Here is a 26,379-nt window from a genome sequence, read left to right as displayed (position 1 = left end):
GGATTTTTAGGCTGCTTGGCTGAGCTCTGCATATCTGTGTTTTTGCTCCGTTGTTGCGTAGGTGAGGACCGGTTTCGTCGCGCTTGGTTTTTTCTTCTTGTTGGGTCGGTAGCGTCCCTGTTTTGATCCCTTACGAATGTAACCATCCAATACGGCGTTGCTCAGTTCGTCGTTGAACGGAGTGAGGCTCGCTGATTTCGAGTGTCTTGTGAACAATGCGAAACGCACTGCTTTAAGTGCTCGAGCTATACTTGTGTGTTCCGGAGGAATGTCTAGCTTCACTTGCTCGCGAATGGCAATCAACTGAACCATCGTTAATGCGATGAGTGACCAGTCTAGTTCCACCAGACAGTTGTCGGAATTGAGACTTCGGAGCGTTCCCCGTTCGAAGGTTTGCTTCGTGGCTCGGAAGTGCAGTTCAATCCCCCAACGAAGTGGATATAGCTGTCGAATCATTTTCATAGACAACTGTCGTTCGTTTAAAACGTTAGTCACCAAGTACATGGTACCTCGACCATCATGGATGGTGATCAAACGCAACGCGATAGCTGGCTGATTGCGTTTCATCGCCTCGCGTGGCCAAACCCACACCATGTCCCTTCTACCACTGATCTTCGCAAGTTTTTTAAGCAGTCGGACATTACCGCCAACTCTGAGCAAGAAGCTATTGCCGGAATTGATGATCGCACTCCACAACTCGTACCCAACAAATCCCGCATCACAGCAAAACAGTGTATTTTCTGGGAAATTCATAGATTTCAGCATGTCCATCATGTGATGTCTTTCACTGGAATTGGATGCGCCTTTTTTCCAGCACCACGGTAATTTAAGACCCATATGCCAAATCAACGTAAGCCAAATTTGCGGTTTAAGTGTGGCAAGTTTCTTACTTCGCTTGTTCTTGTTCTTCCAATGCTGACGCGACTTCGCAGCACGCCCCTTACCATAGTTCTTGGCAGAAAAGGCGTGTTCATTGCCACGTGATCGACGCGTCGAGAATCGTGAACCATCTACCGCCAGTGGGCACCAGCGACCAATACGAAAGCATGCTGGTGCGGTTTGTTCCATGAGTGTCTGTAGTCGACTCCACAATCTTGAAACTAATTCCTTGTGATTACTGACAAGAGCTCGCATCATTCCTTGATACGTATGGATGGCCAAAGATCCAAAGAAATCTAACGCGACCGACTTAGCTTTCTTAAATGCTTCGGTCAATTGCTTTCCCTCACATACAGAAGCTAACACTACCAGTCCGACAAAATGAACAGGATTCCAGCGGCTATTTCCATGGCGTTGCATGCCCTGGAACATCTCTGGTACAAGAATCCATTCTAGACTATCCTTAAGTAGGTTGACTTGGTCGGTCTGATTGCGACCAACCTCTTCCGTCGAGTTAGAAGCAGAACTGCGATCCACTGACGATTTTCGAACACCAATTGACATAGCTGGACTCCTTTCAAGCTGATGTGTTGTCAGATTGATTAATGGGGGGGTCCAGCTTTTCTCATTTATGCATTCTCAAGAAAACCCCAGTTTTTCCAGAAAAAAAATCCGCTACGGCGTTGGACGTCCCCCCGACATGTCGAGCCAGAATAGGAATTTGTAACTCCGCCAGCCATCGTTCGACAGCATCTAGGTTCTGCTGGCCGATGGCATTGGTTCCGTTGGTTGCTATGTTCGGAAACATGTTCGCACCTCCAGCGATCTTGGCGATGAGTGAGATTTTTTCACCTATCGCCAACTTGGTCATGCGTCGGATCGTCTCGAGAATGGCCGTGTCTGCATACTTGCCCGTAGGTTCTTCACGACCTGCCGAGTCCGGCAAAACCACGTGAGCTAGGCCAGCTATCTTTAGTTTGCGTTCGTAGAGAAATATGCCCAGGCAAGAACCAAGCAGTGTTTTTAATGAGCCATGACGGCAGCCAACTCCGATTTCTGCCATTTTCACAACCACTTCATTCGAGTTGGTTACCTGCCTCATTAGAGGAGCCTCGCTAGACGTTCCATGGTAGCAGTATCCGGAATGAACATGAAATGCCATGGCGAAGTCATCTGCGAAATCCACAGTTCTGTCTTTGCAACGATCGCTGCGTCCAACACCCCAGCCTGATCCGCCAATACACTCTGCATGATGGCTTCTGCATAATCGCATAGAAACACGGGAGGTGAGGGAATGCAATATGTGCTGTTTTGTTCCTGAGCAGGGCTATTTTCCGATTCCATGGGCGCAAGAAAGCGATGGAGAGAATTTAGAAAGGCACACCCGACTATGTTGGTGGTTTCCATAACCGCAGAGGTTTCTAGCTCGCCCCAGCTTTCTGACGGTGCTGGTTGATTCAGGAGGAAATTGCAAAGCAAAAGACCGTTTTGATTGTCAAACCCGAGCAATAGTTGGCCCTGGATTTCTCCTATAACCCTCATCCAACAAACGTAGACCGTTTCTTCGTCTGCCCCCAACTGTTGCGTCGCACAGGATAGAGAAAGTTGTCTAAGTGGTTCTACCTCAACCGAGATAGCCCGTTCCAGCCAAGTCGACATCGCCTTGGATGCATCCATCATGCCAGTGCGAATCATGGATGTTAATGTCACTAGTTGGCGTTCTGACAATCCTGTCATATTCTCGACATTCCATTGGGTAGGGACCGAACCTGCATTCGCTGCCTCGTTAACTCCAGGCAAGCGGAAACATCCAACAACAAGCATACTGACCCGTCACCGAGAATACTAGCTCCGCCCAAGCCTCTGATGTGGGTAAAGTTCTCATCGAGCGGTTTTACCACGACATCTTGACAGCCTCTTAGCTCGCAGACCTCCAAACCCATCGATTTCGTAGCGGAAGCCATAATCAACACACTTACGACGTCTCGGTTCTTTTCCTCTGATGGAACTTTCAAAAGCTTGTCTGCATCGCGTGAGTCTTCCGTCGTATGCCAATCGAACACATCGTTTATACGAACGAGAGGAATGAACTCACCCCGAACTTCAATGGAATCTCTCCCATGCACAGAGATCACATCTTTCCTACTTATGGAAACGATCTCTCGAACATTTTCAATCGGAGCAGCAAAAGTTCCCTGGTCTAATCGGAATAGGAGGCTCCGAATAATGGCCAAGGTCAACGGCAGACGGATTATAAATCTGGTCCCCTGTCCGAAAACACTTTCCACCTCCACGGTTCCATTTAGTTCACCAATGCGAGTCTTGACGATATCCATTCCGACACCGCGCCCCGAGATATCGGAAACAACCTCGGCGGTGCTAAAGCCTGGAGCCCAGATAAACTGACAGATTTCATGCTCAGTCATTCTATCTGCTTCAACGTGGGACACGAACCCTCTCTCTATTGCTCGACGCTTTACCTTGTCGACATTGATACCACCTCCGTCATCGGAAATAGTGATCAAAACATGGTTGCCACTATGAGAAGCGTCCAAGGTTAATGTGCCCGTATCTGGCTTCCCTCGAGAACGTCGTACCGATTCCGACTCAATCCCATGATCGATCGCGTTGCGAACCAAGTGAACCAATGGGTCCCCGAGCTCATCGATCATTCGCTTATCGAGCTCTGTATTCTCTCCACAGATAATCAGATTAACGCTCTTTCCCATCTCCTCCGAAACATCTCTTACAGTCCTTTTGAATCGATTGAAGAGAGGACCAACGGGAATCATTCGTGTGTTGAGTACTCCACGCTGAAGCCCTTCGGAGACTCGCGAAAATTGGTCGATCGCTTCGTTGAGCTGAAGAAAACTGCGTCGTCCACGTTCGAGCGTTTGCAGATGCTCCTCAATCGCTAGAGCTGTTGAGCGAATTTGAGATAGCTTATCGTTGACGACCTGATCAAGATTTGCCTCTGTCGTTACATCCGAGGTTCCGGAAGAGGAATCGTTAGCTACCGGTTCTTTTAACAACTCGCAAAGATCGCGAAGGTGCGAAATCAACCCAGTTTTTTTGAATGTATCGGTCAGTTGCGATGCTATTTGTGTGAATCTGGCACGATTGACGACCAACTCGCCTGTTAGATTCATCAGGCGATCCAGGCGTTGAATGTCCACGCGAAGAGTTTCTACCACCTTGGATCCCATATCTGGTGATGCATGCTTCCCAGCATCGGGACTAGCTTTTTTGATCTCCTCCTGCGTTTCCACCAAAATGGATTCAATTAGAGGTCGAGACTCTTCCGACGCGGAATTCTCATCGGGGATCGAAGCCTGTTCGGCTGTATCGCTGATGGACTCGATCGGATCAAACTCCGGTGGCGGGACATCATCAATTTCCACCATATCAACTCCCACAATGTCGGTGGCAGTCCGGAGCGTCTCATCGTCTAGTGCTGTACATAGCCAAATTTGGAGTGTTCGGAGTTCCGTTAGGGCCTTTAGCTGATCAATATCGGGACTCGTGCGATTGATCACGGCCAGATCGCTGAGACGTGCGATAATGAGCTCCGCTTTCAGTTCCGGCAATTCAATGCTGCGGTCCAGATAGACTATGATTCGCTTTTGTTTTGATTCACTACGATCAAACGCTGGAGCAGAAGAAACATTCACATGAGGCTCCTCGCTTAAGGAAGGATCGTCCGGAAGAGTCTGAACTTTCGGTCCCTCGACGAAGCTGTTATCGCCGATGCTCTGTGAGAGGGCTTCGATCAATTCTGGTGCGCTCACGAGGGGGCGGCCTAGGCGAATCAGTTCAACGGCTTCACGAAGATAATCAATGCATTTCAAAATCAAACTCATCATTGATTTATCTAACGCACCGACTCCGGATCGAAGTCGATCGAAATGATTCTCTAGGTGGTGGGTTAACAGTGCGATGCTGTCAAGCCCCATCATTGCTGCTGCGCCTTTGATCGAATGAATCAGACGAAAGGACTCATTCAATTGCGTCGCGTTCCCGGGGGTTTTTTCAAGAACCAGCAAAACTTCAACCAATTCGTCCAGTTGTTCCGAGGTCTCATCGACAAACATCTGGATGTATTCCGCCATCTCTTCGAATGGCATACCTGTTGAAAAACTGAATTCGTCGCTCATCGTCCCACCTGACTCTATGGCTTTTGGTAAAGAAACGTGGATCGTCTCTGGAGCATTCCGAGCATTTCGTAGACACCCTCCGAAGGTCCAACGACAAGGTAGCCTCCGCTGACCAAGGCCTCTACAAGATTCTCGATCACTTTTGCCTTGGACTCTTTATCAAAATAGATGAGTACATTGCGAAGCCAGATACAATCGAACGGTTGCTCCGCAATACGATTCATCAAATTGTGTGTTTGAAACTCTACCTTGCTTGCGATCGATGGACGCAGCTTGTACTTACCTGCAGAATCTTCGGTAAAGTGGCGACGGATTCTGTCTTGCCCAAGCTCTTGCATGGTTCGCTCTGAGTAGATCGCTTCGCGAGCTTTTCTTAGTGAGGATTCGCTAATGTCCGATCCAAGTATACGAATCTCCCAACCTCGCAATATTAAGCTGGATTCTGCCAGGCACATCGCAAGCGAATAAGGCTCTTCACCAGAGCTACACGCGGCCGACCAGATCCTCAGAGTCGGTCTTCTTTTTCCAAGCGATTTCTCTCGAACGATCTCGCTCAAGAAATCGTTTTTGAACCACTCGAAATGGCTGGCCGTGCGGAAGAATGATGTTTCATTGGTAGTGAGAGCATCGACAAACTCCACCAATTCGCCGGCTCCTACTTTCGATGTTATGAGTTTGTAGTAAGCGGAGAAATCCCTGCAATCAGTGGCTTGCAATCTTCGTTTCAGTCGATTGGTAATCAACGTAATCTTCGCGATATCAAGCCTGATTCCACATCGATCATAGATGCATCTTTTAAAAAGCTCGAACTGCGGTAACGTAAGACGCTCTGGCTCCTTCATGGTCGTAGCAGGTAGTCTCAAATCTTGAACTTGGCAACTAGGTCACGAAGGCTTTGAGCCTGTGCTCCAAGCTGTTCGGCACTGGCAGCCATTTCCTCCGAGGCGGCGGCATTCGATTCGGTCGTTTCCGAAACACTTCGGATGGCTGTTTTCACTTCTTGAGCGCTGGCAGCCTGTGCCTCGGTGGAGGTGGCAATCTGAGCGATACCTTCTGCCGTATCGTCAACCGATTCCAAGATTTGATTGAGCGAATCTCCCACCTTTTTGGACAGGTTTGCTCCCTCCTCAACGCGCCGAGAGGATTCCTTGATAAGTTTCGTAATCTCTTTTGCTGCTTCGCTAGACCGTTCGGCTAGTTTTCGAACTTCGTCCGCAACGACTGCGAAGCCTAGACCGTGTTCTCCTGCTCGGGCTGCTTCGATTGCAGCGTTTAGAGCTAGCAGGTTGGTTTGGCTCGCTATTTCACTAATGACCTGAATGATCTCATTGATCTGCTCACTCGACTTTTGGATCATCTTCATGGAGTTAACAGCTTCATTAACGGTTACCCCACCTCCTTTCGCCAGTTTCGATGTTTCCACTGCTTTGTTCTTCGCTTCATTGGCATTCTTAGAGATGACCTCCATGGCATCGATCATTTGAGCGACGCTAGCGGTCATTTCCTCGACCGAGGCCGCTTGCATCTGCGCGCCTTCGCTCAAGTTTGCACTGCTTTCTGCGATGGTTCTGGCACCTTCGTTCTGTTGCTGAGCAGCGGCCATAACTTCACTAATGAGCAGTCGTAGATCGCCAATCATTCTTCGTAGATGCAGGCTGAATCGCCCAATGTCGTCATTTCCTGATACGTTGGCTTGTTGTGTCAGATCTCCTCTAGCTGCCGCCTCGACGACCGTCGATAGTTCATTCACCTTCTCTTCCAGAAGTCGTTTATCTTCTGCTTGCTGAGTTTGAATCGCCTGTTCACGCTCTTGAGTTCGCAATTCTCGCAAAGCATCGTCTGTAACATCGGCAGCAAGTTTAACGACTTTTAGAGTGGCTCCACTTTTATCAAGAACTGGACTATAAGCAGCTTGCAAGAAAATTTCCCGCCCCCCCTTTCCGATCCGCTTGAATCGACCAACCTTCGATGACCCTTGTCCGAGCTCGTACCAGAAATCTCGATATTCAGACGAATTACGATACTCGGTGTCAACGAATAAACTGTGATGTCGACCCTTTATCTCATCGAGAGAATAGCCAACCGTTTGAAGAAAGTTTTCGTTGGCCCATTGGATCACGCCATCGACGGAGAATTCGATGATGGCCATGGACCTGCTAAACGCGTCGAACATTGCCTGCTTTGCAGCAGCAAGCTTCGGCTGTTCAGATGGGGTTTGCTGGGATGATGTCGATTTGCGGCGCGAAGAACCGGTGGTTGAGTTAGTCTTTGCCATGAGCGGTATGGTTCCTGTCCAATACGAAATTAAGAGTAGATCTATTTGAAGTTTGCTGAGGGAAAGTCTTTGTTAACTTGCTCAAGTTTATGGGGATCGAGAAGCTCCGCGACATCCAATAGGACGATTAGTTCGTCTCGTAATCGGGCGAAACCAGATATATAGCTTGCTCCACCACTAGTAACTGTTTCGGGTGCGGGCTGCACTGTATCTTGATCGATACGTAGTACCTGAGTGACGTTATCTACCGTGCACCCTATTGTTCGGCTCCCAACGTTTACCACGATGGTGCGAGTATCGGCGTCGCTGGGTTTGGGTTCCAATCCGAAAAGCTTCCTCAGGTTTACGATCGGGATAATCGAACCTCTGAGGTTTGCTACACCCTCGATATAGGCTGGCACCTGGGGCGTTTTCGTGATTTGCGTCAGGATAACGATCTCCTGAATTTGCTCTATTCGAAATGCATAGGTTTGTTCGGCAATTCGAAAGGCGACGAATTGGGCTACATAGCGGGCCAAATTTTCCGATACGACGTTGGAGTCTTTCACGATAGCAGATTACAGCTCATATTGCCGAAGATTTTCTAGGATGGCCATGGGTTATTGAGGTACAACACCCCTCGAGACTATCATAATCACGACGCCCCATTACTCAATGATTACTCCCGTTTTGCCCAATTGGAACGAATCATTTCCTCTTTTTTTATGAGAATTCGGGTTAGAATGTGGAAACGGCCTCAAACAACAGTCGATTGTCACCACCCGTCGAAGACTTCTGTGGCCGGTTTTGTTGTGATCATCTGCGAAATTGCTTTATTCGCACTCGTTTTCTTTGTGCTACAGCGATTGACTTTCAATCTGCGATTCCCTCCCTACGAACGAACCACGATTTGGGTTCCTGGCGCAGTGACTTTTAGCGTTTTACTGATCACTCCCTTACGTCAGTGGTGGCGGTACTACATCGGATTATGTGTGGGGGCGACGGCTGCGTATTATGGTGACTTTCAAATTCCTGCTCCAGCAGCTTTGTTTGCGGCACAATTTCATTTTGCTGCGGTCGCCATTGGTGTCATTGGAATTCGGCGTTATGTCGTAGAAATGCCGTTTGGAACAGTAGGGGCAATGCTCGTTTTTGTTGCCTCAGCTGGCTTAGTTGTTCCGCTGGCAACCGCTGTGCCAAGCGAATTTGCTCGGTGGGTGATGGGGGCTGAGAATCTTGTTTCCAGTGCTCTGAGGTCCTTTCTCTGCGCGTCGCTGGGACTGGTTATCGCATCGCCGGCGTTTACGACGGCGCTCACAAGTGGCGTAGGTTGGATTCGTTCGAGTTCTTGGCAAAGGAAAATCGAAGCGACATCGCTCGTGGTCAGCCTCCTGGTTGTCGGGCAGTTTGTATTCAGTTCGCCAGCGGGGGCTGGAACACTTCCTGCTTTAATTTACGCCCCTATTCCCCTTTTGTTATGGGCAGCCCTGAGATTCGAAGTGGCGGGAGCAAGCTGGGCATTACTTGTCATCGCCTACCAATCGACTTGGAACGCCATAAACCATCGCGGCCCGTTTGTTGGTGGCTCTGCTGACGACTACGTATTGCAGATGCAGTTGTTTTTGTTGGCCGTCTCGCTTCCGGTGTTATTCATGGCAGCTAGCGTTTACGAGCGAAGACGTGCCTACATACAATTAATCGGCGAAATCGAAGAACGACGTCGCATGGAGGAGCAATTTCGATTGGTCGTCGAATCGACCCCTAACGCGATGTTAATGGTTAACCAGGCGGGAGAAGTCGTATTAGTCAACAAACAGACGCAACGACTCTTTGGCTATCGGGAAGAGGAATTGTTAGGGCGTTCATTTGATGAGTTATTGCCCTTGCGTTTGCGAGCCAATCACGCAACTTCTCGTCAAGCTTTTTTTGCGAATCCACAATCACGATTGGTTGGGTCGGGAATCGAATCGTTAGCCTGCCGCGCCGACGGCAGCGAATTTCCAGTTGAGATCGGCTTGACTCCGGTGGAGACTCGCAATGGTATGCTTGTGCTGGTAGCCATTGTGGATATTACGGAGCGCAAGCGTGCCGAGGAGGCTCGCCAAGAACTAGTGCACGCATCGAGATTGGCGATGCTAAGCGAATTTACCACCTCCATCGCCCACGAGATCAATCAACCGCTGGGGGCCATTTTAAGCAATGCTGACGCGGCTGAAATGTTGCTGGAGTTACCCTCGCCTCCCTTGGACGAAGTGCGTCAAATTTTGGTCGATATTCGCGAAGATGATTTACGAGCCAGCAATGTGATTCGCAAATTGCGTGGTCTGCTACGCCGTAGCGAATTTGAGCGAGTACCAATAGAAATCAATTCCATCGTTGCTGATGTGATGGTGATATTGCGGGCCGAAGCGCGGCGGCGCGGAGTGGAACTGCGTTCTGGACTGGCTCCGGGATTGCCTGAACTAATGGGCGACAAGGTCCATTTGCAACAGGTTTTGATCAATCTGATGATGAATGGGATGGAGGCAATGACCGAAACCCTGGGACCGAAACTGATTTTAATTTCCACGAGCCGAAACGATAGATTCATCGAAGTCTCTGTGTCGGACACTGGACCGGGAATTCCCCCGCAATGCCTGCCTCGATTGTTTGATCGTTTTTTTTCAACCAAGAAAGAGGGTATGGGGATCGGCCTTGCGATCTCCCGTTCCTTAGTTGAGGAACATGGAGGACGATTATGGGTCGAAAGCGAACTTGGCCACGGCGCGACGTTTCGATTTTCGATACCTCTCGAGTGGAATCAGGCCAACAATGGCGAAGCAATCGAAGATGATTCTCGGGAGCAATACGCATGACATTGATTATTCCCACGATACACCTTATCGATGATGACGATTCCTTGCGAAAAGCCGTAAGCCGATTACTAAAAGCGGCTGGCTATAACGTGAAAACGTACGCATCATCAGGCGATTTCATGATGGCAGACGTCACGGACGAGATAGGATGCATAATACTTGACGTGCGAATGCCAGGCCCTAGCGGGCTAGAATTGCAATCTTCGCTAGTGCGTCGTTCCAATAGTTTACCGATTATCTTTCTCACCGGTCATGGTGACATCCCCATGAGTGTGCGGGCCATTAAGGCCGGAGCAATCGATTTTCTGACCAAGCCTGTACAAAGAAAAGATTTGTTGTCAGCCATACAAAACGCATTGGACCAGCAAGCCAAACTCCGGACGTTGAAAGATCGCAACACGCATGTACGCGAATGTTACGAATCGTTGACGCAACGAGAACGCGAAATTTTTGCTCTGGTTGTCGAAGGTAAACTGAATAAGCAAATTGCTGCCACGATCGGAATTTCCGAACGTACGGTCAAGGCTCACCGTGCGCAAGTCATGGCAAAAATGCAGGTCAGTTCGCTCGCAGAACTCGTTCGTGTGGCCGGCGAGATTGAGTCAGACCTTTGCTAGTAGGGTTACGGAAGAGATTGGAAACTATCGTCGATCGCAGGTCTCACCACTTTAAATACAACAGACAGCAACCCGAATTGCCCGAAGGCGAGCAGCAGCTGAATACGTATCCCGAATGTAGTGGGATTCACCAGAATTCCCTTTGTATCCCACTACGGTAGAATAATTGCCGACTCTTGCCCTAAAGGGCAGTGATCTTTGCCCTTTAGTACAATTGCAGGTTTGCCTACTCCCCTACATAATCGCAGCCCGCCAGGCTAGATGTCTGGGCTATTGCTGACCGCGGACAGAAGTTGATGGGGAATGTCAATGTGCCCCGGAGTGTAAGTTTTTGGCTGTAGGTTATCATAAGTCTACATGTGGTGCGTGAGCTGGGCAAACGCTAGATGTTTTGTCCGATTCCAGTCAACACGTTGTATGGCGAGCCATCAGTGAGAAACGAGGCTTGATCGCGAAGCGTATACTTTTTCCCCTTGGCCATTTCTAGCCAAAACGCTTTGCTGTCATCGATACCGCCAACTCTCGATCTCAAGCCACCGAACACATCCTATGGAGCAAACACCAAAATTTAGTCAAACTTTTAAATAATTTTGAAATTTTGAATAACCATGAGCTACTTTTCAAACGCGCTATTTTTTCTAGGGGTGATCTAATGATTTTAATGAAATGTTGTCGACTCACGGTAGTCGCAGTTCTCTGTGCAGGCTTGGTGGTCTGTTGGTCCGGCGACGCGTCGGCACAACAAAAGAAACCTAATATTCTCGTCATTTGGGGAGATGACATAGGCACCTGGAACATCAGTCACAACAACCGTGGCATGATGGGCTACAAGACGCCCAACATTGACCGCATTGCCAGAGAGGGCGTCAGCTTTACTGATTACTACGCCCAGCAAAGCTGCACCGCTGGCCGCGCGGCCTTCATCAGCGGCTCTTCGCCGGTGCGATCTGGCATGACAAAAGTTGGTATGCCCGGCGCGAAAGAAGGTTGGCAGAAGACCGATGTCACCATGGCCACAGTGCTTAAGAGCCAGGGGTATGCGACAGGCCAGTTTGGCAAGAACCATCAAGGTGACCGCGATGAACACCTTCCAACTATGCATGGCTTTGATGAATTCTTGGGTAGTCTGTATCACTTGAACGCCGAGGAAGAACCTGAGCAACGGGATTATCCGCGAGACATGAAGCTGGCCAATGGCAAGACATTCCTCGAAACCTTTGGCCCCCGAGGTGTTCTGAAGTGCAAGGCGGACGGCAACGGTGGTCAGACTATAGAAAACCTCGGGCCGCTGACAAAGAAACGAATGGAGACAATTGACGACGAAAGCATGGCAGCCGCCAAGGACTTCATTCGTCGACAAGTGAAAGAAGGCAAGCCATTTTTCTGTTGGTGGAACGCAACTCGCATGCACTTCCGTACTCACGTGAAGGCAGAGCATATCGGATTGTCCGGTCAAGATGAGTATGGTGATGGCATGGTCGAACACGACATGCATGTCGGTGAGTTGCTCGATCTGATCGACGAATTAGGTTTGGCAGACAATACCATCGTTCAATACTCAACCGACAACGGACCGCACTACAATACGTGGCCTGATGCTGGCACCACGCCGTTCCGCGGGGAAAAAAACTCGAACTGGGAAGGTGCTTTCCGTGTTCCATGCTTTGTCAGATGGCCTGGTAAGTTCCCCGCTGGTGTAACGCTCAATGGTATCGTTTCTCATGAAGATTGGTTGCCAACGTTTGCAGCAGTTGCTGGCGCACCAGACATCAAGGAAAAGCTACTGAAAGGTGTGAGCCTTAATGGTCGCAGCTATAAGAATCATATCGACGGTTATAACCAGCTTGATTACCTCAGCGGCAAAGTCGACGAGTCTCCGCGACAGGAGTTTATCTATCTGAACGACGGTGCCGAAGTGGTTGCGATTCGTGTAGGCGATTGGAAGGCGGCGTACTTGGAAAATCGCGCCCATCAATTAGATGTCTGGCGTGAGCCTTTCGTTCACTTGCGTCTGCCGCTGCTCTTCAACCTCCGCCGTGATCCATTCGAGAAATCTCAACATAACTCGAACACTTATCACGACTGGATGATTGACCGTGCGTTCGTGCTCGTACCCTTACAGGCGGTAGCGAGCAAGTTCCTGATGACGTTGAAGGAGTTCCCGCCAAGCCAGCAGCCAGGTGACTGGAGCCTCGATTCGCTCGAACGACAGATTAAGGGCATGACCATCGACGGTAAGTAAATCTTGCGATCCGTTTCGTTAACTTACTGGCCGCTCAGAAATGAGCGGCCAGTAATCATTCTATATGAGTCAGAGCGATGAATTACTCCATCTTCACTGTTGCACTTGCCTGCGTGCTGGTTTCTGTCCCGTATACCATCGCACAAGACTCGCTTCCTTCATGGCATGACACAGCACCGAAACGAGCCATCATTGCTTTTGTCGAGAAGGTTACTAAAGAGGGCACTCCGGAGTTCGTCGCCCCTACCGATCGTGTCGCGGTATTCGATAACGACGGCACCTTATGGTGCGAAAATCCGGTCCCATTCCAAGTCGCGTTTGTGTTGGACGAACTCAAGCGACGTGCACCGCTTGAACCGGCATTGAATGCTGACCCCATGGTTCAAGCAGCCTTGGCTGGTGACTTGGGGAAGCTTCTCGAAGGGAAGCATCACGATGGACTGATGCGAATTCTTGCCCTCACTCATACGGGGATGACAACCGAAGAGTTTAGTTCTCGAGTCAACGATTGGCTCAAGGTCGCCAAACACCCACGTTTTGGAAAAGCCTATACCGAGCTGACCTATCAACCGATGCAAGAATTGCTGCGTTATCTTCAAGCTAACGGATTTAAGACCTTCATCGTCTCCGGTGGTGGTGCCGATTTCATGCGAGTCTTTTCGGAAGAAGTGTATGGCATACCTTCCGAAAATGTGGTCGGCTCGACAGGCCAAGTGAAGTTCGAGTTTCGCGAAGGTAAGCCTGTGTTAGTAAAAACGCTCGATCATCTATTCGTCGATGACAAGGAGGGTAAGCCAGTCGGAATCCATCAGTTCATTGGTCGTCGCCCGATTGCCTGTTTCGGCAACAGCGACGGCGATCAAGCGATGCTCGAATACACCACGATCGGGAACCCTCGACCTAGCTTCGGTCTCATCGTGCATCACACGGACGCCGATCGCGAGTATGCCTACGATGCAAACCCAAAGAGCAGCGGCAAACTCACCACCGCACTGGATGCTGCAAACAAACATGGTTGGACCGTTGTCGATATGAAAGCAGACTGGAAAGTCATCTATGAAAGCCACTAGACGATTAAGTGTCATCGAACCACTATCGAACGTGAATCTCATGAAGCCAATACGCATATCTCTTTTTTTTCTTTTCTGGTTTATTGCAGTTTCCACCGTGATGGTTAACGCACAGGCTCAGCCAGCATCGCCTGTAAAGGTGACTCCAGAAACGTACATTCGTGCAGAAACGGATCGACAGTTTGGCGAGATCGCGAAAATGGCAGGCGGTATCAATCGCTTCTATCACTTCCGCGCCCCCACGCCGCTCGACAAACAAAACGTCGTCCGGATGAACCGCGACACGCTCTACTCCATGGGCGTTGTCGACACCTCCAAGGGCGCTTCCATTGTGGTCCCAGACCTACCCAAAGATCGTTACGCCTCGGTCTATCTCGTCGACAACGACCACTACTGTCCCTTCGTGATCTACTCGGCAGGCACGCACGAATTGCCGCGAGACACCAGATACTTGGCGATCGGAATCCGCATCCAGGTATTCGACCCGAAAGATGCTGACGAAATCAACTTGATCAACAAGTTGCAAGACCAATTCGTCATCAAGGCGAACAGCGCTGAGCCACTACCTGAGTTCAAGTGGGACCCCCAATCGCTAAAGGCATGGACCACGGAATATGAGAAAGACTCGGCGGCATATAATAGTTGGAAGGGAATGCAGGGACCGCGAGGAAAAGTGGATGAAAAGACTCGTCACATTGCTGCAGCCGCCGCCTGGGGACTTTTTCCTGAATGGGACGCCGTATATCTGAACTACAGCGGCCAGCATGAACCGACGCGTGGCTACAAAGCCACCTACCGCGTTCCTGAGAATAAGGCTTTTTGGTCGATAACCGTCTATGGTAACGACGGCTTCATGAAGAGCGAAAACTGCATCGTCAATTCATCGAACGTGAGACTGAACAACGACGGTACATTCACCGTTTACTTCGGATCAAAGGACCTTTGTGGCGACGTTCCAAACCGACTCGATGTAACGGAGGGCTGGAACTTCCTAATGAGGGTCTATCGACCCGGAACATCGGTTTTGGATGAGACTTATAAGATACCCAACGCAGAGGCGGTCGAAAGCGGGGATACGGAAATTCCTGCGTTTGCATCACCTGCGGATTTTGGCGTCACGGATTACGCTTACAAAGTCTCGGAGACGGAATTCAACATCAAACGAAGTCTCGCCAAAGCGGGAATCAACGAGTGGGCTCATCAGAATGATGTCAGTGACGTCAAGACGCAGCAAGTTATCCGAGAGAATCAGGATGTCATCTATTCCAGTGCGGTCGTCGATGTTCGAGCTGGAGCTACGATTTCTGTGCCATCTAGCAAAACCTATCACATCATCGAAGTCATTGATCAGCAGAACTACATTGTCGATGTCGTCTATCCCGGCGAAAGTATCAATGTTTCCCCAGCGAATCTGACTTACGGCAACTACGTGTACCTCAACATGCGGATTCGAAAACTTCCGGAGTCGGAAGGAGGCATTGAGGCGACTCGCAAACTTCAGAGAATGGCGACCATCGAAGCAAAGTCCGCTGTTGCCTATGCGACACCAGACTGTGTGATTGCTCAGTCAAAGATGGAAGCCATTCGCATGGCACTGATCAAGGACGTACAGGCAGGAAAACTACCTGACACGAGTCGGTCGATTGGTGGACCATACGAAACCGATCCGCAGGCTCATCTCTATGCCACCGCTTACGGATGGGGTGGCCTCTCGGTCGAACATGCCGCGTACGCTCCGATAGCGAATAGGACAGAGATCAGGGACGGCAAAGCGATGCCGTCCAGCATCACTTTCATGCCGCCTGAAATCGATTACGAGCGAGGCGGGTTTTGGTCAATCACCACTTACGATAGTGAAGGCTGGCTGGCAAGGGACAAAGCAGCTATTTCCAATTCAGAGGCCACTCCTAACGCAGACGGCTCTTACACGATTCACTTCAATTCTCCGGGTAAGCCAAACAATATTGAAACACCCTCGCCGTTTACCGCGCTGCTGCGAATCTACGTGCCCAGGACAAAAGATGGCGCAATCCAGTTTTTAAAGAATGCGAATAAGGATTTAATCATCCAATAGCCGTCGCCCCGAACCTCATCGAAAAGTACACAAGTTGCTGTAGCTGACACGGCTATTGCTTCCCCTTTAATCTCCCTTTTTACATGGAACGAAAATGAACAACCGATTTCTCGACTTCCTTGTCGTCATCCTCGTTCTGACATTTTCTGGCGCTGCGAATGCGCAGCAGACCAACAAGCAGCGGCCAAACATCCTCATCATCTGGGGTGACGATGTGGGCATGTGGAACATCAGCGCCTATCACAGGGGCCAAATGGGCGGCAGCACCCCAAACATTGACCGTCTGGCAAAGCAAGGGATGCTGTTCATGGACCATTACGCACAGGCGTCATGCACGGCGGGACGTGCCGCGTTCATTACCGGGCAGTATCCAATCCGCGTCGGTCTCGCCACGGTTGGACTGCCAGGCGCGGAGCAGGGAATGAGCACCAAGGACCCGACCATCGCGTCGCTGCTCAAGCCACTTGGCTACGCCACGGGACAATTTGGCAAAAACCATCTTGGCGATCGCGACGAGCACCTGCCGACCAACAACGGCTTCGATGAGTTCATGGGTATTCTCTACCACCTCAATGCCGGCGAATACGTGGAGCAGTATGATTTCCCTAAAGACCCGGAGGTAGCGAAGAAATTTGCTCAGCGGGGCGTCATTCACTCGTGGGCGCAGCCAGATGGCACGCAGAGGATCGAGGACAAGGGGCCTTTCGGCACCGAGCGCCAGCGGACCATCGAGCAGGAGATTCTCAAAGAATCAAAACGCTTTATCACCGATGCGGCGAAGGCAGACAAACCGTTTTTTGTCTGGCACAATACCACGCGGATGCACTACCGCACCAACCTCCGGAAGGAATACGAAGGCAAGAGCGGCTACGGTATCTACGCCGACGGCATGATGGAACTCGACGACATCGTCGGCGAACTGCTCAAGACGCTGGATAACCTCGGCATCGCCGACAACACGATGGTCATGTTCGCAACCGACAATGGCGCCGCATCGAATAGCTGGCCCGACGGTGGCAACCAGCCGTTCCGCGGTGAGAAGGGCGTCGGTGGCTATGAAGGCGGTTTTAGAGTTCCCTGCGTCGTGAAATGGCCCGGCGTCATTCCGGCAAACACGACGACGGCCGAATTCATGACCATGGAAGACTGGTTGCCCACGATCATGGCTAAAGTCGGCCAGCCGGATTTGAAATCAAATCTTCTCACGAGGTACAAGGCAGGTGACAGAACTTATGAGAAAATCCACCTCGATGGTTACGACCAAAGCGACGTCATCACTGGCAAGGGCGCGAGCAAACGCAAAGAGTTTTTCTACTTCACTGAAACGACTCTGCACGGCGTGCGCTACGGCGACTGGAAATTCCTGTTCAAGAAACAAGACAAGTGGTTCAACGGTGTGCAGCAGGACATCCTCACCCCGCTCGTGACCAACCTCAAACTCGATCCCTTTGAGCGTTTCCACGAGGCCCGTGGTTTCGACGAATGGCAAGAGAACCGAGCTTGGACCTACGCCCCGGCCTTCGGCATGGTCGGCGAGTTCGTGAAGTCGTTGAAGGAATACCCACCCCGCATGCAAAGCTTGGATTTCAATATCGACGAAGCGATGAAAGCCCTCGCGCCCAAGGGCGGAAACTAACTTAATCCACAACACCTAGACGGTGGTTGAGTCTTCACCGCCGGCTCGGTTCTTGTCCCTCTGAGCAAGGAATACGTCCAAGCGGTTGGCCGAGTAGCTTATCTTTGGGGTTGGTCATTGGTCAACATGCACAATTTTTTCTCGTTCCCAGGCTCTGCCTGGGAATGTCTGGAAACACTTCCAGTCGAACTACAGTGATAATCGCCGTATCTGAGCCAACGGTGCTGGTGCGAGCCACTTGCAAGTCGGTCGTGGCACGGATGTTGTTAGCGATAGCCCGATTGTAGAACCATTCCAAACCTTCTTCATGACGCTGAGGTAAAACAGCCCCAGCCAGGGTGCGGAATTCGTCGGAAAGACCCAAATGGAACAAGCCGATACCAAACGCATCGTCCGGCCGATTGCCCTTCATCACTCGCCCCCCAGTCCGATCGTTCCCGAGTACTTGATTGGATTGGGATCGCCATCGGATAATCATGCAGCGCCGAAGATACCCCATGTTCGTTCTGCGTCGGCCGGGTCAAGCCACAAAGCTTGATAAAAATTTCCATACAGCGACCATTAACTTCGGTTGGACGGCAAATTCCTAATACTGGCGGGGACGTTCTGATAACCGGACGGATTCAAGGTCGTATATTCTGTACTGCTCCAGATGCCACCCACTTTGTGAATTCCTTGGTACATTGGCGACGAGGGACAAGTCATGGCAGCGTGGTATCAAGACTGGAAAGTCGTGTTCCTACAAAACTGCGGTGAGCGATTGCAAATCTGGAAAGAGCCGTTTGTCGAGCTTCGCGCACCAGATCTCTACAACTTACGTTGCGATCAAGTGTTGGAGGCAAATAGCCTTTCACGAGAAAACGCCGCGTCTTGCCAAAAGCGGGCGCGGCGATTTTCGCTCTGATGAGATCGCGGTGTCTCGATGGAATCAAAAGGGATGCCTGACCGCAGCAGTTACTTGCATATCCCAGTCCATAAATGTGGCGATACACTTAATTAGTTCGCGATAGAAAACATGATTATGTGGTTAGCAGTTGCCCGACGATTTTGCATCTTGGTTGCCGCGACATTATTGCTCTCCCCGCTCGGAGCTCGCGGGCAACTCCCCTCGTGGAACGATAGTGCATCAAAGAGAGCTATTTTAAACTTTGTGGCTTGTGTCACGGATTGCGACAATCCGGATTTTGTTCCACCCTCCGCGCGGATCGCAGTGTTCGACAATGACGGTACGCTCTGGTCGGAACAGCCGATGTACGTGCAGATGGCTTTCGTGTTGGATCGCATCAAGATTCTGGCCGAACAGAATCCTGGATGGCGGGAGGTGCAACCGTTCAAGGCGGCTTTGGAAGGCGATAGCAAAGCTTTGGCGGAATCCGGAGAACATGGTCTACTCGAATTGGTTATGGCCACTCATGCAGGAATGACCACTGACGAATTTGCAGCGGTCGTGCGCGACTGGTTGGCTACAGCTCGCCACCCCATCTACCAGCGACCATATACCAAGTGTGTTTACCAGCCCATGGTGGAGCTACTCGCGTACCTGCGCAAAAACGATTTCAAGACGTTTATTGTCTCCGGTGGCGGCGTCGAGTTCATGCGACCATGGGTCGAGGATGTCTATGGAATCCCGCCCGAACAGGTAGTTGGTAGCAGTATCAAAGTTAGGTATGAAATCCGGGACGGTCAGCCTGCATTGATTCGATTGGGAGAAATCGACCTAATCAATGACAAGGAAGGTAAACCGGTCGGGATTCACAAATTTATTGGACAACGCCCGCTCATGGCCTTTGGAAATTCCGACGGTGATTATGAGATGTTGCAATACGTGACATCCGGTGCCGGTCCTCGTTTGGGTGTTATCGTGCATCATACCGATGCCGAACGCGAAAGCGCCTACGATCGACAATCTCACTTTGGACGATTGGACAAAGCTTTAAACGATGCTTCCAAAAACGGTTGGACCATCGTGGATATGAAAAGCGACTGGCAATCCATTTTTTTGAGGCGAGTAGATAGGTGAGGATTCAGAACGGACAGCCTAGCCATTGCTCTGTCGCAAGCATCGATTAGTACCTTCAAGGAAAAATGGCACTTAGTTGATTTAGACCTCCGCAGGAGAGATGACTGGCTCGAATGGCGAAGTCTGAAGTTAACGGGATTCAGTACCGCTCAGATACTCATCGTTCATGGCTTTTTGGCAGCGAGTGCTAATTTCCTGTAATTCTGTGAGATCCATATTTTGCACGGCCTGATACTTTCGCCCGTCCAAACGCTGCTTCCATTCCTCTTTAGCCGCCTTCAGCAATTCGGGTTCGGTCATTAGTTCGTAGCCAACAGCAGCTAAGATCGCAGCCGAGGCCAAGCTACCTTTGTCTCCTATCGATGTGGCACCGCATGCGGTAACCGCCCATGTGTGAAGATTCACCCCCAAGGGAATTGTTGGCCAACCGAAAACAGCGACCGGTGTGATCCAACTTACATCGGCCACATCCGTTGAGCCACCAAGCTTGGCATCTTCGATAAATGGTGCGACCTGAGTGGCTAAACCTAGCTCCTTTGTTCCCATCGCTCTTTGGCAGGCTGTCGCAAAGGCTTGCTCCTCAGGTGTCCAGTCTAGTGGAACATTTTGCAAATGCTCGAAGACGCGTCTGGCCAATGTCTCGTTGGGTATGAACTCAGCCATACCGAGTTCGACTTTAAAAGTTGCTTTGGTCTGAGTCCCCAAGGCAACTCCTTCGGCGAGTTGCGAGAGCCACTCGGTAATCGCGTTGACTCGCAGCGTAGTGATGTCACGCGCTTGGATCCAAATCCTTGCTTCGTCGGGCACAACGTTCGGTGCTACGCCGGCGATCTCGTAGATGTAATGCAAGCGAGCGGTCGGTTCGATGTGTTCACGCATCAGGTTGACACCGTGGGCGAACAACTCGGCAGCATCCAAGGCACTGCGGCCGTTCCAGGGATCCATGCCCGCATGAGCGGTCCTACCTTTCCAGGAGACTCGCATAAAATGATTGGCATTGGTAAGAAAGGTTCCGGTCACCGGCACAGTGGCGGGATGCCAGGCCAGCGCCGAGTCCAGGTCGTCGAACAGTCCCTGCTTGGCCATGAAGATTTTGGGACCGACATTTTCCTCAGCGCCGCAACCGTAGACTCGAAGTGTACCAACTACATTCCGCTCGAGCATCATTGCCTTCAGCGCGATCGCTGCTCCGGTGCAACCTGCGCCCAGGCAGTTGTGCCCGCAACCGTGTCCGTCGGGCCGCCCGTTTTCTGCTGGTTTCACCAGCGGTTCCGCCGCATTCCCTAGTCCCGGTAGTGCATCGTATTCGGGCAGGAAGCCGATCTTCGGCCCTCCGCTACCACGTCTCCACTGGGCGATAAATGCGGTTGGGTGCCCTCCTGACTGGCGGCTGATAATCTTGAAACCAGCTCCTTCCAATTCGCGGATGTGTACCTCCATGGCCTCTTGTTCTTGGAGGCCCACCGCCGGTTTATTCCAAACCTCGCGGCTGATCTTCAGAATGGTCTTTTCTACTTTCTCCACTGCGACCTTAGCCTGCTTCAATGACTCTCGTTCTGCGGCCTGCGGATTGAGAGTGGTCGGGGGCAGAGTGGGCGGCGACATGCCTCGAGCAACCTTCTCATCTCTACTAGCGATTACTCCACCTGCCAACAGGACACCAGTCGCACCCAAAATCCTGCGCCGAGAAACATCCAAATGCGTCGCGTCTTCGTCTCCTCTGGGGGGATTACTCATGGTGTTAGTTTATGTTGTATGAATCTACTGTTCAGAAGTAAGCTAGAAAGACAAAAGGCATCGCCGGATAGGTAGATCCAGCGATGCCCCTGGCTTAAGTCATTGTTAGTGTACTCCGGAGACAGTGTACTCCGGAGTTATGGTCCCCCAACATTACTCGGGGATGACCGCTCCTGGGACAGCTTCATAGTCATTGGCCTTATCCAAGTCTGTAGGTTTGGCTTTCGTTCCAGGTAGGACTTCGAAGAGTGGATCGAAATCGACCATCGTTGCTGCCAACTTCGCAAGGATTGTGATGTCCCCTTGAACCTTGGCTGTGCCGTCCTTGATCTGAGCTTCCAGCGTCTTGACTCCCATCATCGTCTGCTCGAGATCCGCCCGGTTGATGGTCAGACTCAAGTCAGGCTTCTCGGCCAAGAACCCAGGCAGATTGGTGAGCGTCGCATTGTTAAGTTCGACTACAAACTTCTCGCCGTTGTCTGGCGTGATCAAGTTCATAGTGAACTTCATCCCCTCGGCCTTGCGGCTATCCATGCGGATGCCAAGGAAATTTAGGAATAGCTCAGTCGACATCGCGCGGATGACGTCCGGACCACTCGACTTGGGGGAGGCGCCTTGAGGAATACCTGAGCGCAACTCATACGCTCCCGCTAGGAAACTGTTGCGCAATCCTGGATTCTCTTGTTGGTAGCCGATCTGCTCGAAGATATCTGCCAGCAAGTTCTTGGCTTGCTCGTTGCCTGGTTCGGCGTGGACGAGCTTGTTCAGGATTTCTTGGGCAAGCATGTACTTGCCTTCGTTGTAAAGCTGTTGGCCTCGGGCGAGAATCTTTGCGGCTCCCCCCATCATTTCGACGTACAGAGGAGCAGATTCAGTAGGCGACAGCGGGATGAGTGTTGCTGGATTGCAGTCCCAGAAACCGAGATAGCGGTTGATCACGCCACGGCAGTTATGCTCCACAGATCCATGGTAACCGCGGCACTCCCATTTTTGCTCCAGGCTCTTCGGCAGTTTGTAAACGTTGTGGATCTGGTTGATCGTGACGCCCTGGTTGGCCAGGTGAAGGACCTGGTTATTGAAGTTCGCATACAAATCGCGTTGGGCTCTTAGAATGTCTTGAACTCGGTCATTACCCCATCGTGGCCAGTGGTGAGCACCGAACAGGACTTCGGCTTCCTGACCATACAAATAGAGAGCAGCGTTGATGTATTTCGACCAATTCAGCGAGTCCCGGATCAGCGCCCCGCGGAGCGTGTAGATGTTGTGCAGCGTGGCGTTGACGTTCTCTGCCATCCAAAGTGCTTTCATGTCGGGGATGTAGGTGTTCATCTCCGAGGGAGCTTCGGTGTTCGGCGTGTTCTGGAAGATCATCCGGATGCCATCAACCACGATCTCCTCGATGTCTTCCTCTACAACATGCGTTGGGGCGATCAGTCCCGAAGTTCCGCGCGAGATGCCATGGCCCAAACCCTGGGTAACATAACCATAGCGATTGACCGGCAGCAGTACGCCGTACTGGTAGAACAGTCGGCGGTTCATCGCGTTACCGGCATAGACGTTCTCGGAGATTGTGAAATCCATAAAGTCGCGAGGTGCGATAATCTGGACCTTCCCTGCATTCACATCGGCTTCGTCTACCACGCCGCGGACACCTCCCCAGTGATCGCCGTGGGAGTGGGAATAGACCACCGCCGTGACGGGCAAACCTTCACCAACGTGTTCTTGGAAGAGCTCCCAGGCAGCGCGCATGGCTTCGGCCGTGACCAAACAGTCGAAGATGATCCAGCCCTTCTTGCCTCGAATGAACGTGGTCTGGGCCAAATCGAATCCACGCACCTGATAGATGCCCGGGATCACTTCGTAAAGTCCGTAATTCATATTCAACTTGGCGATGCGGTGCATCGACGGATGAATGGAATCGTAATCGTCCTGCTGATCGATGAACTGGAACTGCTCCATGTTCCAGACGATATTGCCTTCCTCGGTCTTGATCTTTAGGTCCTTCATGGGGGCGATTAAGCCACGCTTTTGTTCCTCAAAATCTCGCTTGTCAGCGAACGGCAGCGTTGCTTTGGCCTTGCGTAACACCTCCTTAGTAAACTCCGAGGGAGCCTTGCCCAAGGGGTGGAAATGCCCATCGATAGCCTCTTCCACATTGGCGAGAGCCGGATTAGCATCCAGCAACATTTGACTCGCGACCGCAAAAGCAGGGAGGGTTTGAACAAACTGTCTACGGGTTGTTGTCATGAAGCACCTATAAGAAAAGCAAACGGAAAGGCCGATACGAACACCTTATTGTAATTTGGCTCCCAAGCGTTCGGATACAGGTAATAATACTCAGAGTTGCGTGGAATCCTGTGGTGCTTTGTGAGTCTCAGAAGAGATGTCATTGTACGACGGACCTCCAATTCTTCCAATCACACCGCCAGAGCCAGCGTCGTCACCGCTCACCTCATCACCCCCGAAGTCAACACGATCGTCCGAGCCGAGATCATCTGTCGCTTGGTGCCAGGCACGGGTCGCTTCGCTCTCTGGTCCGAAACCGATTGGCTCGACTCTGACTCCGCTCGATCTACTTCAAGAGGGGATGGGTACCAGAACCTCAACTCCCCTCGCCCCGCTTCGGGTAGAGGGGCTGGCTGTTAAGAATCACCTCCATCACCCCACGTCACCCCTTGCCCTTCAAACTTCCCTCCACATCCCCATCGAGCAAATCCCCCTCGGGGCTCGCATCCCGACCAAGAACCCCAAGCCTTGGGAATACGACGACTCGTTGCCTGAGCCCGATCAAGCGACCTGGGCCAAGGTCTCCATCACGATGCATCGAAACGACGGTGGCATCGTCGATGCCGAACTACTTCGTCCACGCTGGTGGATTGCTCAGCACAACATCGTGGCAGGCAAACACTTGCCGATGAACATCGAGGAGCTGCAAGTCCACGGCTCCGCCATCGTCACCGCCGTTGACGAATGCCCCGAAATCGCAAGCGGCGAAGGCTCGGTTGTCACCGCCCGCTTCACCACTCGCGAAGTCAACACGATCGCGCGAGCGGAGATCATCGGCCCCGATGGAACGATCGAAACGATTTCTGGCCCCCCCATCCACCCCATCTGGTCCGTCGACCGCAACGATTGGGTACCTCTCGGCGAACTCACCGAAGGCGAAACACTTCAAGCCGCCGGTGGCATCGCCACCGTCTTATCACTTGCCCTAGTCACCTGCTCGCTCCCCGTCTACAATATCGAAGTCCACGGCGAGCACGTGTACCAAGTCGGCGAACTTGGCCTGTTGGTACATAACAGTGATCTTACATGCAGTATGCTCGGACTAGACGATGCAAAATACGTTGTTGATGGAACTATTCATGTGATCGATGACGTTGCCTACGCATATATTAACCGAGTAGGTCTGCAGGCTGGTGTTGAATCAGGAGGAGTGGGCTTCTTGAAGATCACTCAAAAACTAATGGACTCTGCGAAGAACATGGGAGCGAAGTCAATCTTTGCTGAAGCTGAAATAAAAGAACGATCTGGCAAATTGATTAGTATTTTGCATAAACAAGGTTGGAATGGATACCAGGATTCCTTCAAGGTTTTTTTAATGAAGGATTTGTAGAATAAGAAATGGATGTTACACCCTCGATTAGAGCATTTCGTGTATTCAGACGAGACAAGTGTTTCCGGTTTTGCGATTGCGTATCGAATTTGCCTTTGCAAGCAGTTCCCTTGTTGGATTCGATTGCCCATCATCACGAAAAGCCGATCGGCTGGTTACCGAATCATCCGCATGTGGAGAAAGATAATCCTGAGCAGAATGGCCAGCGGTTTTTAATACTTACCGACAAAGCCATCTATGATGTCTGGTCGGAGCGCGTCACACGGTATTGCTACAGCGATATGGGTTGGCCCAGTTGGGAAGGAAAGAAATCGGATCTAGATCGCGGGGGAGTTCTCCAAGTGTCGGCTGTTCGTGGTGACGAAATGCACATACCCGTAAACTACTGCGACCAAACGGGAGCTTCGATCTTCTCCATCTGGAGATTCCTTATAGCGATCTGTCATCGAGAAAGAACTCGACGGAACTCTGAGGGAAACACGGAGTAGCTGAGTCCGCAAAGTGAGCTGAGCAGCCGGTTCGCTGAGTCGTAGGAAAGCGAGATGGGGACGGGGGTGTTTGTGTTCTCTAGGTGTTGGATCGCGCTCAGCACAACATCTTGGCTGGCAAACACTTGCTGATGAACATCGAGGAGCTGCAAGTCCACGGCTCGGCTTTCGTCACCGCCGTTGATGAGTGCCCCAAAATGGCCCCGACGTAGGTTGGGCTCTCAGCCCGACTAGTCGTGATGAAGGGCGGGTTGAGAACCCATCCTACCGGACCAGCGTCGCCATCGCGCGCTTCATCACCTGGGAAGTCAACACGATCGTCCGCGTCGAGATCATCGGTCCCGACGAAACCATCGAAACCATCTCCGGCACGCCCGTCCATCCCATCTGGTCAATCGACTGCAACGACTGGGTTCCCCTCGGTGAACTCACCGAAGGCGAATCCCTCCAAGCGTCTAACGGCATCGCCACCGTTTTATCGCTTGCCCATCACAGCCCGAAGTGTCAGCGAGAGACAAACAGTATCAACCACTCGGATTTTGCTTTGGTTTTCAGGTCAGTAGGGTGACAAATTGATGCCACGACGTTGGTATTCAGGAGCGACAAAAATCGGTTGTAGCACTGGACCATGTTTACCACACCCAATTATGCAACAGCCAATGATTCTCTGTCCTTTAACTGCGACTCGACAAGCACTAAAGTACTTCGTTAGAGTTGGTTGAAAGGAATGAGCCAAA

General features: G+C 51.2%; 22 protein-coding genes. 10 read left to right on the top strand and 12 right to left on the bottom strand.

From position 1 onward, the window contains the following. Positions 1–6: 6 nt before the first annotated feature. The 7 genes from SH449x_RS17410 to SH449x_RS17380 all read right to left on the bottom strand — a co-directional run bounded on the left by SH449x_RS17410 (position 7) and on the right by SH449x_RS17380 (position 7,856). The gene (locus SH449x_RS17410; protein ID WP_482377353.1) at positions 7–1,443 is read right to left on the bottom strand and encodes a transposase; all 1,437 of its coding nucleotides are present in this window, start codon (positions 1,441–1,443) and stop codon (positions 7–9) included. 61 nt (positions 1,444–1,504) lie between these two features. Further along, entirely contained in the window at positions 1,505–1,942 is a 438-nt protein-coding gene (locus tag SH449x_RS17405; RefSeq protein WP_482377352.1) for a chemotaxis protein CheD, read from the bottom strand. 38 nt (positions 1,943–1,980) lie between these two features. Then, the gene (locus SH449x_RS17400; protein ID WP_482377351.1) at positions 1,981–2,616 is read right to left on the bottom strand and encodes a hypothetical protein; all 636 of its coding nucleotides are present in this window, start codon (positions 2,614–2,616) and stop codon (positions 1,981–1,983) included. Then, positions 2,613–5,033, bottom strand: a complete 2,421-nt coding sequence (locus SH449x_RS17395; protein WP_482377350.1) for a chemotaxis protein CheA — start codon at positions 5,031–5,033, stop codon at positions 2,613–2,615. Before SH449x_RS17395 ends, SH449x_RS17400 begins: the two co-directional genes overlap by 4 nt. Before the next feature lie 14 nt (positions 5,034–5,047). After that, positions 5,048–5,875 carry a CheR family methyltransferase gene (locus tag SH449x_RS17390; RefSeq protein WP_482377349.1) on the bottom strand — a complete coding sequence of 276 codons (828 nt, stop codon included), beginning with the start codon at positions 5,873–5,875 and terminating at the stop codon, positions 5,048–5,050. 17 nt (positions 5,876–5,892) lie between these two features. Continuing rightward, positions 5,893–7,308, bottom strand: a complete 1,416-nt coding sequence (locus SH449x_RS17385) for a methyl-accepting chemotaxis protein (protein WP_482377348.1) — start codon at positions 7,306–7,308, stop codon at positions 5,893–5,895. Between the two features lie 41 nt (positions 7,309–7,349). Next, positions 7,350–7,856, bottom strand: a complete 507-nt coding sequence (locus SH449x_RS17380; RefSeq protein WP_482377347.1) for a chemotaxis protein CheW — start codon at positions 7,854–7,856, stop codon at positions 7,350–7,352. Positions 7,857–8,084: 228 nt separating this feature from the next. On the opposite strand from SH449x_RS17380, the gene SH449x_RS17375 reads away from it, so the two are divergent. Together SH449x_RS17375 and SH449x_RS17370 are read left to right on the top strand one after the other, a co-directional pair. Then, positions 8,085–10,142 (top strand): ATP-binding protein, encoded by a 2,058-nt coding sequence (locus SH449x_RS17375; RefSeq protein ID WP_482377346.1) that lies wholly within the window; start codon positions 8,085–8,087, stop codon positions 10,140–10,142. Next, positions 10,139–10,759: a response regulator transcription factor gene (locus SH449x_RS17370; RefSeq protein WP_482377345.1), complete on the top strand. Its 621-nt coding sequence runs from the start codon at positions 10,139–10,141 to the stop codon at positions 10,757–10,759. The genes SH449x_RS17375 and SH449x_RS17370 overlap by 4 nt, the downstream gene beginning before the upstream one ends. A 382-nt stretch (positions 10,760–11,141) precedes the next feature. On the opposite strand, the gene SH449x_RS17365 is transcribed toward SH449x_RS17370, so the two are convergent. Further along, positions 11,142–11,291, bottom strand: coding sequence for a hypothetical protein (locus SH449x_RS17365; RefSeq protein WP_482377344.1), 150 nt, complete (start codon positions 11,289–11,291; stop codon positions 11,142–11,144). A 120-nt stretch (positions 11,292–11,411) separates the two neighbouring features. On the opposite strand from SH449x_RS17365, the gene SH449x_RS17360 reads away from it, so the two are divergent. From SH449x_RS17360 to SH449x_RS17345, 4 genes are all read left to right on the top strand, one after another. Further along, a complete protein-coding gene (locus SH449x_RS17360) occupies positions 11,412–13,001 on the top strand; it encodes an arylsulfatase (RefSeq protein WP_482377343.1) in 1,590 nt (529 codons plus the stop codon). A 77-nt stretch (positions 13,002–13,078) separates the two neighbouring features. Beyond that, positions 13,079–14,071, top strand: coding sequence for an HAD family hydrolase (locus SH449x_RS17355; RefSeq protein ID WP_482377342.1), 993 nt, complete (start codon positions 13,079–13,081; stop codon positions 14,069–14,071). Next, positions 14,058–16,145: a DUF1254 domain-containing protein gene (locus SH449x_RS17350; RefSeq protein WP_482377341.1), complete on the top strand. Its 2,088-nt coding sequence runs from the start codon at positions 14,058–14,060 to the stop codon at positions 16,143–16,145. Before SH449x_RS17355 ends, SH449x_RS17350 begins: the two co-directional genes overlap by 14 nt. Positions 16,146–16,239: 94 nt before the next feature. After that, a complete protein-coding gene (locus SH449x_RS17345) occupies positions 16,240–17,781 on the top strand; it encodes an arylsulfatase (protein WP_482377340.1) in 1,542 nt (513 codons plus the stop codon). Between the two features lie 121 nt (positions 17,782–17,902). Here the strand turns inward: SH449x_RS17345 and SH449x_RS17340 are convergent, their stop codons facing one another. Beyond that, positions 17,903–18,280 carry a carbohydrate porin gene (locus tag SH449x_RS17340; RefSeq protein WP_482377339.1) on the bottom strand — a complete coding sequence of 126 codons (378 nt, stop codon included), beginning with the start codon at positions 18,278–18,280 and terminating at the stop codon, positions 17,903–17,905. A 204-nt stretch (positions 18,281–18,484) separates the two neighbouring features. On the opposite strand from SH449x_RS17340, the gene SH449x_RS17335 reads away from it, so the two are divergent. Then, a complete protein-coding gene (locus tag SH449x_RS17335; protein WP_482377338.1) occupies positions 18,485–18,685 on the top strand; it encodes a hypothetical protein in 201 nt (66 codons plus the stop codon). Between the two features lie 111 nt (positions 18,686–18,796). Continuing rightward, positions 18,797–19,801: an HAD family hydrolase gene (locus SH449x_RS17330; RefSeq protein ID WP_482377337.1), complete on the top strand. Its 1,005-nt coding sequence runs from the start codon at positions 18,797–18,799 to the stop codon at positions 19,799–19,801. A 129-nt stretch (positions 19,802–19,930) separates the two neighbouring features. On the opposite strand, the gene SH449x_RS17325 is transcribed toward SH449x_RS17330, so the two are convergent. Continuing rightward, positions 19,931–21,538 carry an amidohydrolase gene (locus SH449x_RS17325; protein WP_482377336.1) on the bottom strand — a complete coding sequence of 536 codons (1,608 nt, stop codon included), beginning with the start codon at positions 21,536–21,538 and terminating at the stop codon, positions 19,931–19,933. A 153-nt stretch (positions 21,539–21,691) separates the two neighbouring features. After that, positions 21,692–23,725, bottom strand: coding sequence for an alkyl/aryl-sulfatase (locus SH449x_RS17320; RefSeq protein WP_482377335.1), 2,034 nt, complete (start codon positions 23,723–23,725; stop codon positions 21,692–21,694). Between the two features lie 196 nt (positions 23,726–23,921). On the opposite strand from SH449x_RS17320, the gene SH449x_RS17315 reads away from it, so the two are divergent. Both SH449x_RS17315 and SH449x_RS17310 read left to right on the top strand, forming a co-directional pair. After that, positions 23,922–25,154: a polymorphic toxin-type HINT domain-containing protein gene (locus tag SH449x_RS17315; RefSeq protein ID WP_482377334.1), complete on the top strand. Its 1,233-nt coding sequence runs from the start codon at positions 23,922–23,924 to the stop codon at positions 25,152–25,154. A gap of 95 nt (positions 25,155–25,249) precedes the next feature. Further along, complete coding sequence (locus tag SH449x_RS17310; protein ID WP_482377333.1) at positions 25,250–25,642, top strand: hypothetical protein; 393 nt, start codon at positions 25,250–25,252, stop codon at positions 25,640–25,642. A 97-nt stretch (positions 25,643–25,739) separates the two neighbouring features. Here the strand turns inward: SH449x_RS17310 and SH449x_RS17305 are convergent, their stop codons facing one another. Continuing rightward, positions 25,740–26,024: a hypothetical protein gene (locus SH449x_RS17305; RefSeq protein ID WP_482377332.1), complete on the bottom strand. Its 285-nt coding sequence runs from the start codon at positions 26,022–26,024 to the stop codon at positions 25,740–25,742. Between the last annotated feature and the right edge of the window lie 355 nt (positions 26,025–26,379).

It is taken from the genome of Brakhagea baltica (assembly GCF_052161605.1).
In the GTDB taxonomy this organism is placed as follows: domain Bacteria; phylum Planctomycetota; class Planctomycetia; order Pirellulales; family Pirellulaceae; genus JBKCUI01.
Note: the sequence above shows the minus strand (reverse complement) of the source record. Positions and strands in the feature narration are given on the sequence as shown.

What these genes read in the sequence shown, in the direction of transcription:
- SH449x_RS17410 (WP_482377353.1), bottom strand. Translation starts at nt 1,443, where the DNA reads ATGTCAATTGGTGTTCGAAAATCGTCAGTGGATCGCAGTTCTGCTTCT.
- SH449x_RS17405 (WP_482377352.1), bottom strand. Translation starts at nt 1,942, where the DNA reads ATGGCAGAAATCGGAGTTGGCTGCCGTCATGGCTCATTAAAAACACTG.
- SH449x_RS17400 (WP_482377351.1), bottom strand. Translation starts at nt 2,616, where the DNA reads ATGACAGGATTGTCAGAACGCCAACTAGTGACATTAACATCCATGATT.
- SH449x_RS17395 (WP_482377350.1), bottom strand. Translation starts at nt 5,033, where the DNA reads ATGAGCGACGAATTCAGTTTTTCAACAGGTATGCCATTCGAAGAGATG.
- SH449x_RS17390 (WP_482377349.1), bottom strand. Translation starts at nt 5,875, where the DNA reads ATGAAGGAGCCAGAGCGTCTTACGTTACCGCAGTTCGAGCTTTTTAAA.
- SH449x_RS17385 (WP_482377348.1), bottom strand. Translation starts at nt 7,308, where the DNA reads ATGGCAAAGACTAACTCAACCACCGGTTCTTCGCGCCGCAAATCGACA.
- SH449x_RS17370 (WP_482377345.1), top strand. Translation starts at nt 10,139, where the DNA reads ATGACATTGATTATTCCCACGATACACCTTATCGATGATGACGATTCC.
- SH449x_RS17360 (WP_482377343.1), top strand. Translation starts at nt 11,412, where the DNA reads ATGATTTTAATGAAATGTTGTCGACTCACGGTAGTCGCAGTTCTCTGT.
- SH449x_RS17355 (WP_482377342.1), top strand. Translation starts at nt 13,079, where the DNA reads ATGAATTACTCCATCTTCACTGTTGCACTTGCCTGCGTGCTGGTTTCT.
- SH449x_RS17350 (WP_482377341.1), top strand. Translation starts at nt 14,058, where the DNA reads ATGAAAGCCACTAGACGATTAAGTGTCATCGAACCACTATCGAACGTG.
- SH449x_RS17345 (WP_482377340.1), top strand. Translation starts at nt 16,240, where the DNA reads ATGAACAACCGATTTCTCGACTTCCTTGTCGTCATCCTCGTTCTGACA.
- SH449x_RS17340 (WP_482377339.1), bottom strand. Translation starts at nt 18,280, where the DNA reads ATGGGGTATCTTCGGCGCTGCATGATTATCCGATGGCGATCCCAATCC.
- SH449x_RS17335 (WP_482377338.1), top strand. Translation starts at nt 18,485, where the DNA reads ATGGCAGCGTGGTATCAAGACTGGAAAGTCGTGTTCCTACAAAACTGC.
- SH449x_RS17330 (WP_482377337.1), top strand. Translation starts at nt 18,797, where the DNA reads ATGATTATGTGGTTAGCAGTTGCCCGACGATTTTGCATCTTGGTTGCC.
- SH449x_RS17325 (WP_482377336.1), bottom strand. Translation starts at nt 21,538, where the DNA reads ATGAGTAATCCCCCCAGAGGAGACGAAGACGCGACGCATTTGGATGTT.
- SH449x_RS17320 (WP_482377335.1), bottom strand. Translation starts at nt 23,725, where the DNA reads ATGTTGCTGGATGCTAATCCGGCTCTCGCCAATGTGGAAGAGGCTATC.
- SH449x_RS17315 (WP_482377334.1), top strand. Translation starts at nt 23,922, where the DNA reads ATGTCATTGTACGACGGACCTCCAATTCTTCCAATCACACCGCCAGAG.
- SH449x_RS17305 (WP_482377332.1), bottom strand. Translation starts at nt 26,024, where the DNA reads ATGGACGGGCGTGCCGGAGATGGTTTCGATGGTTTCGTCGGGACCGAT.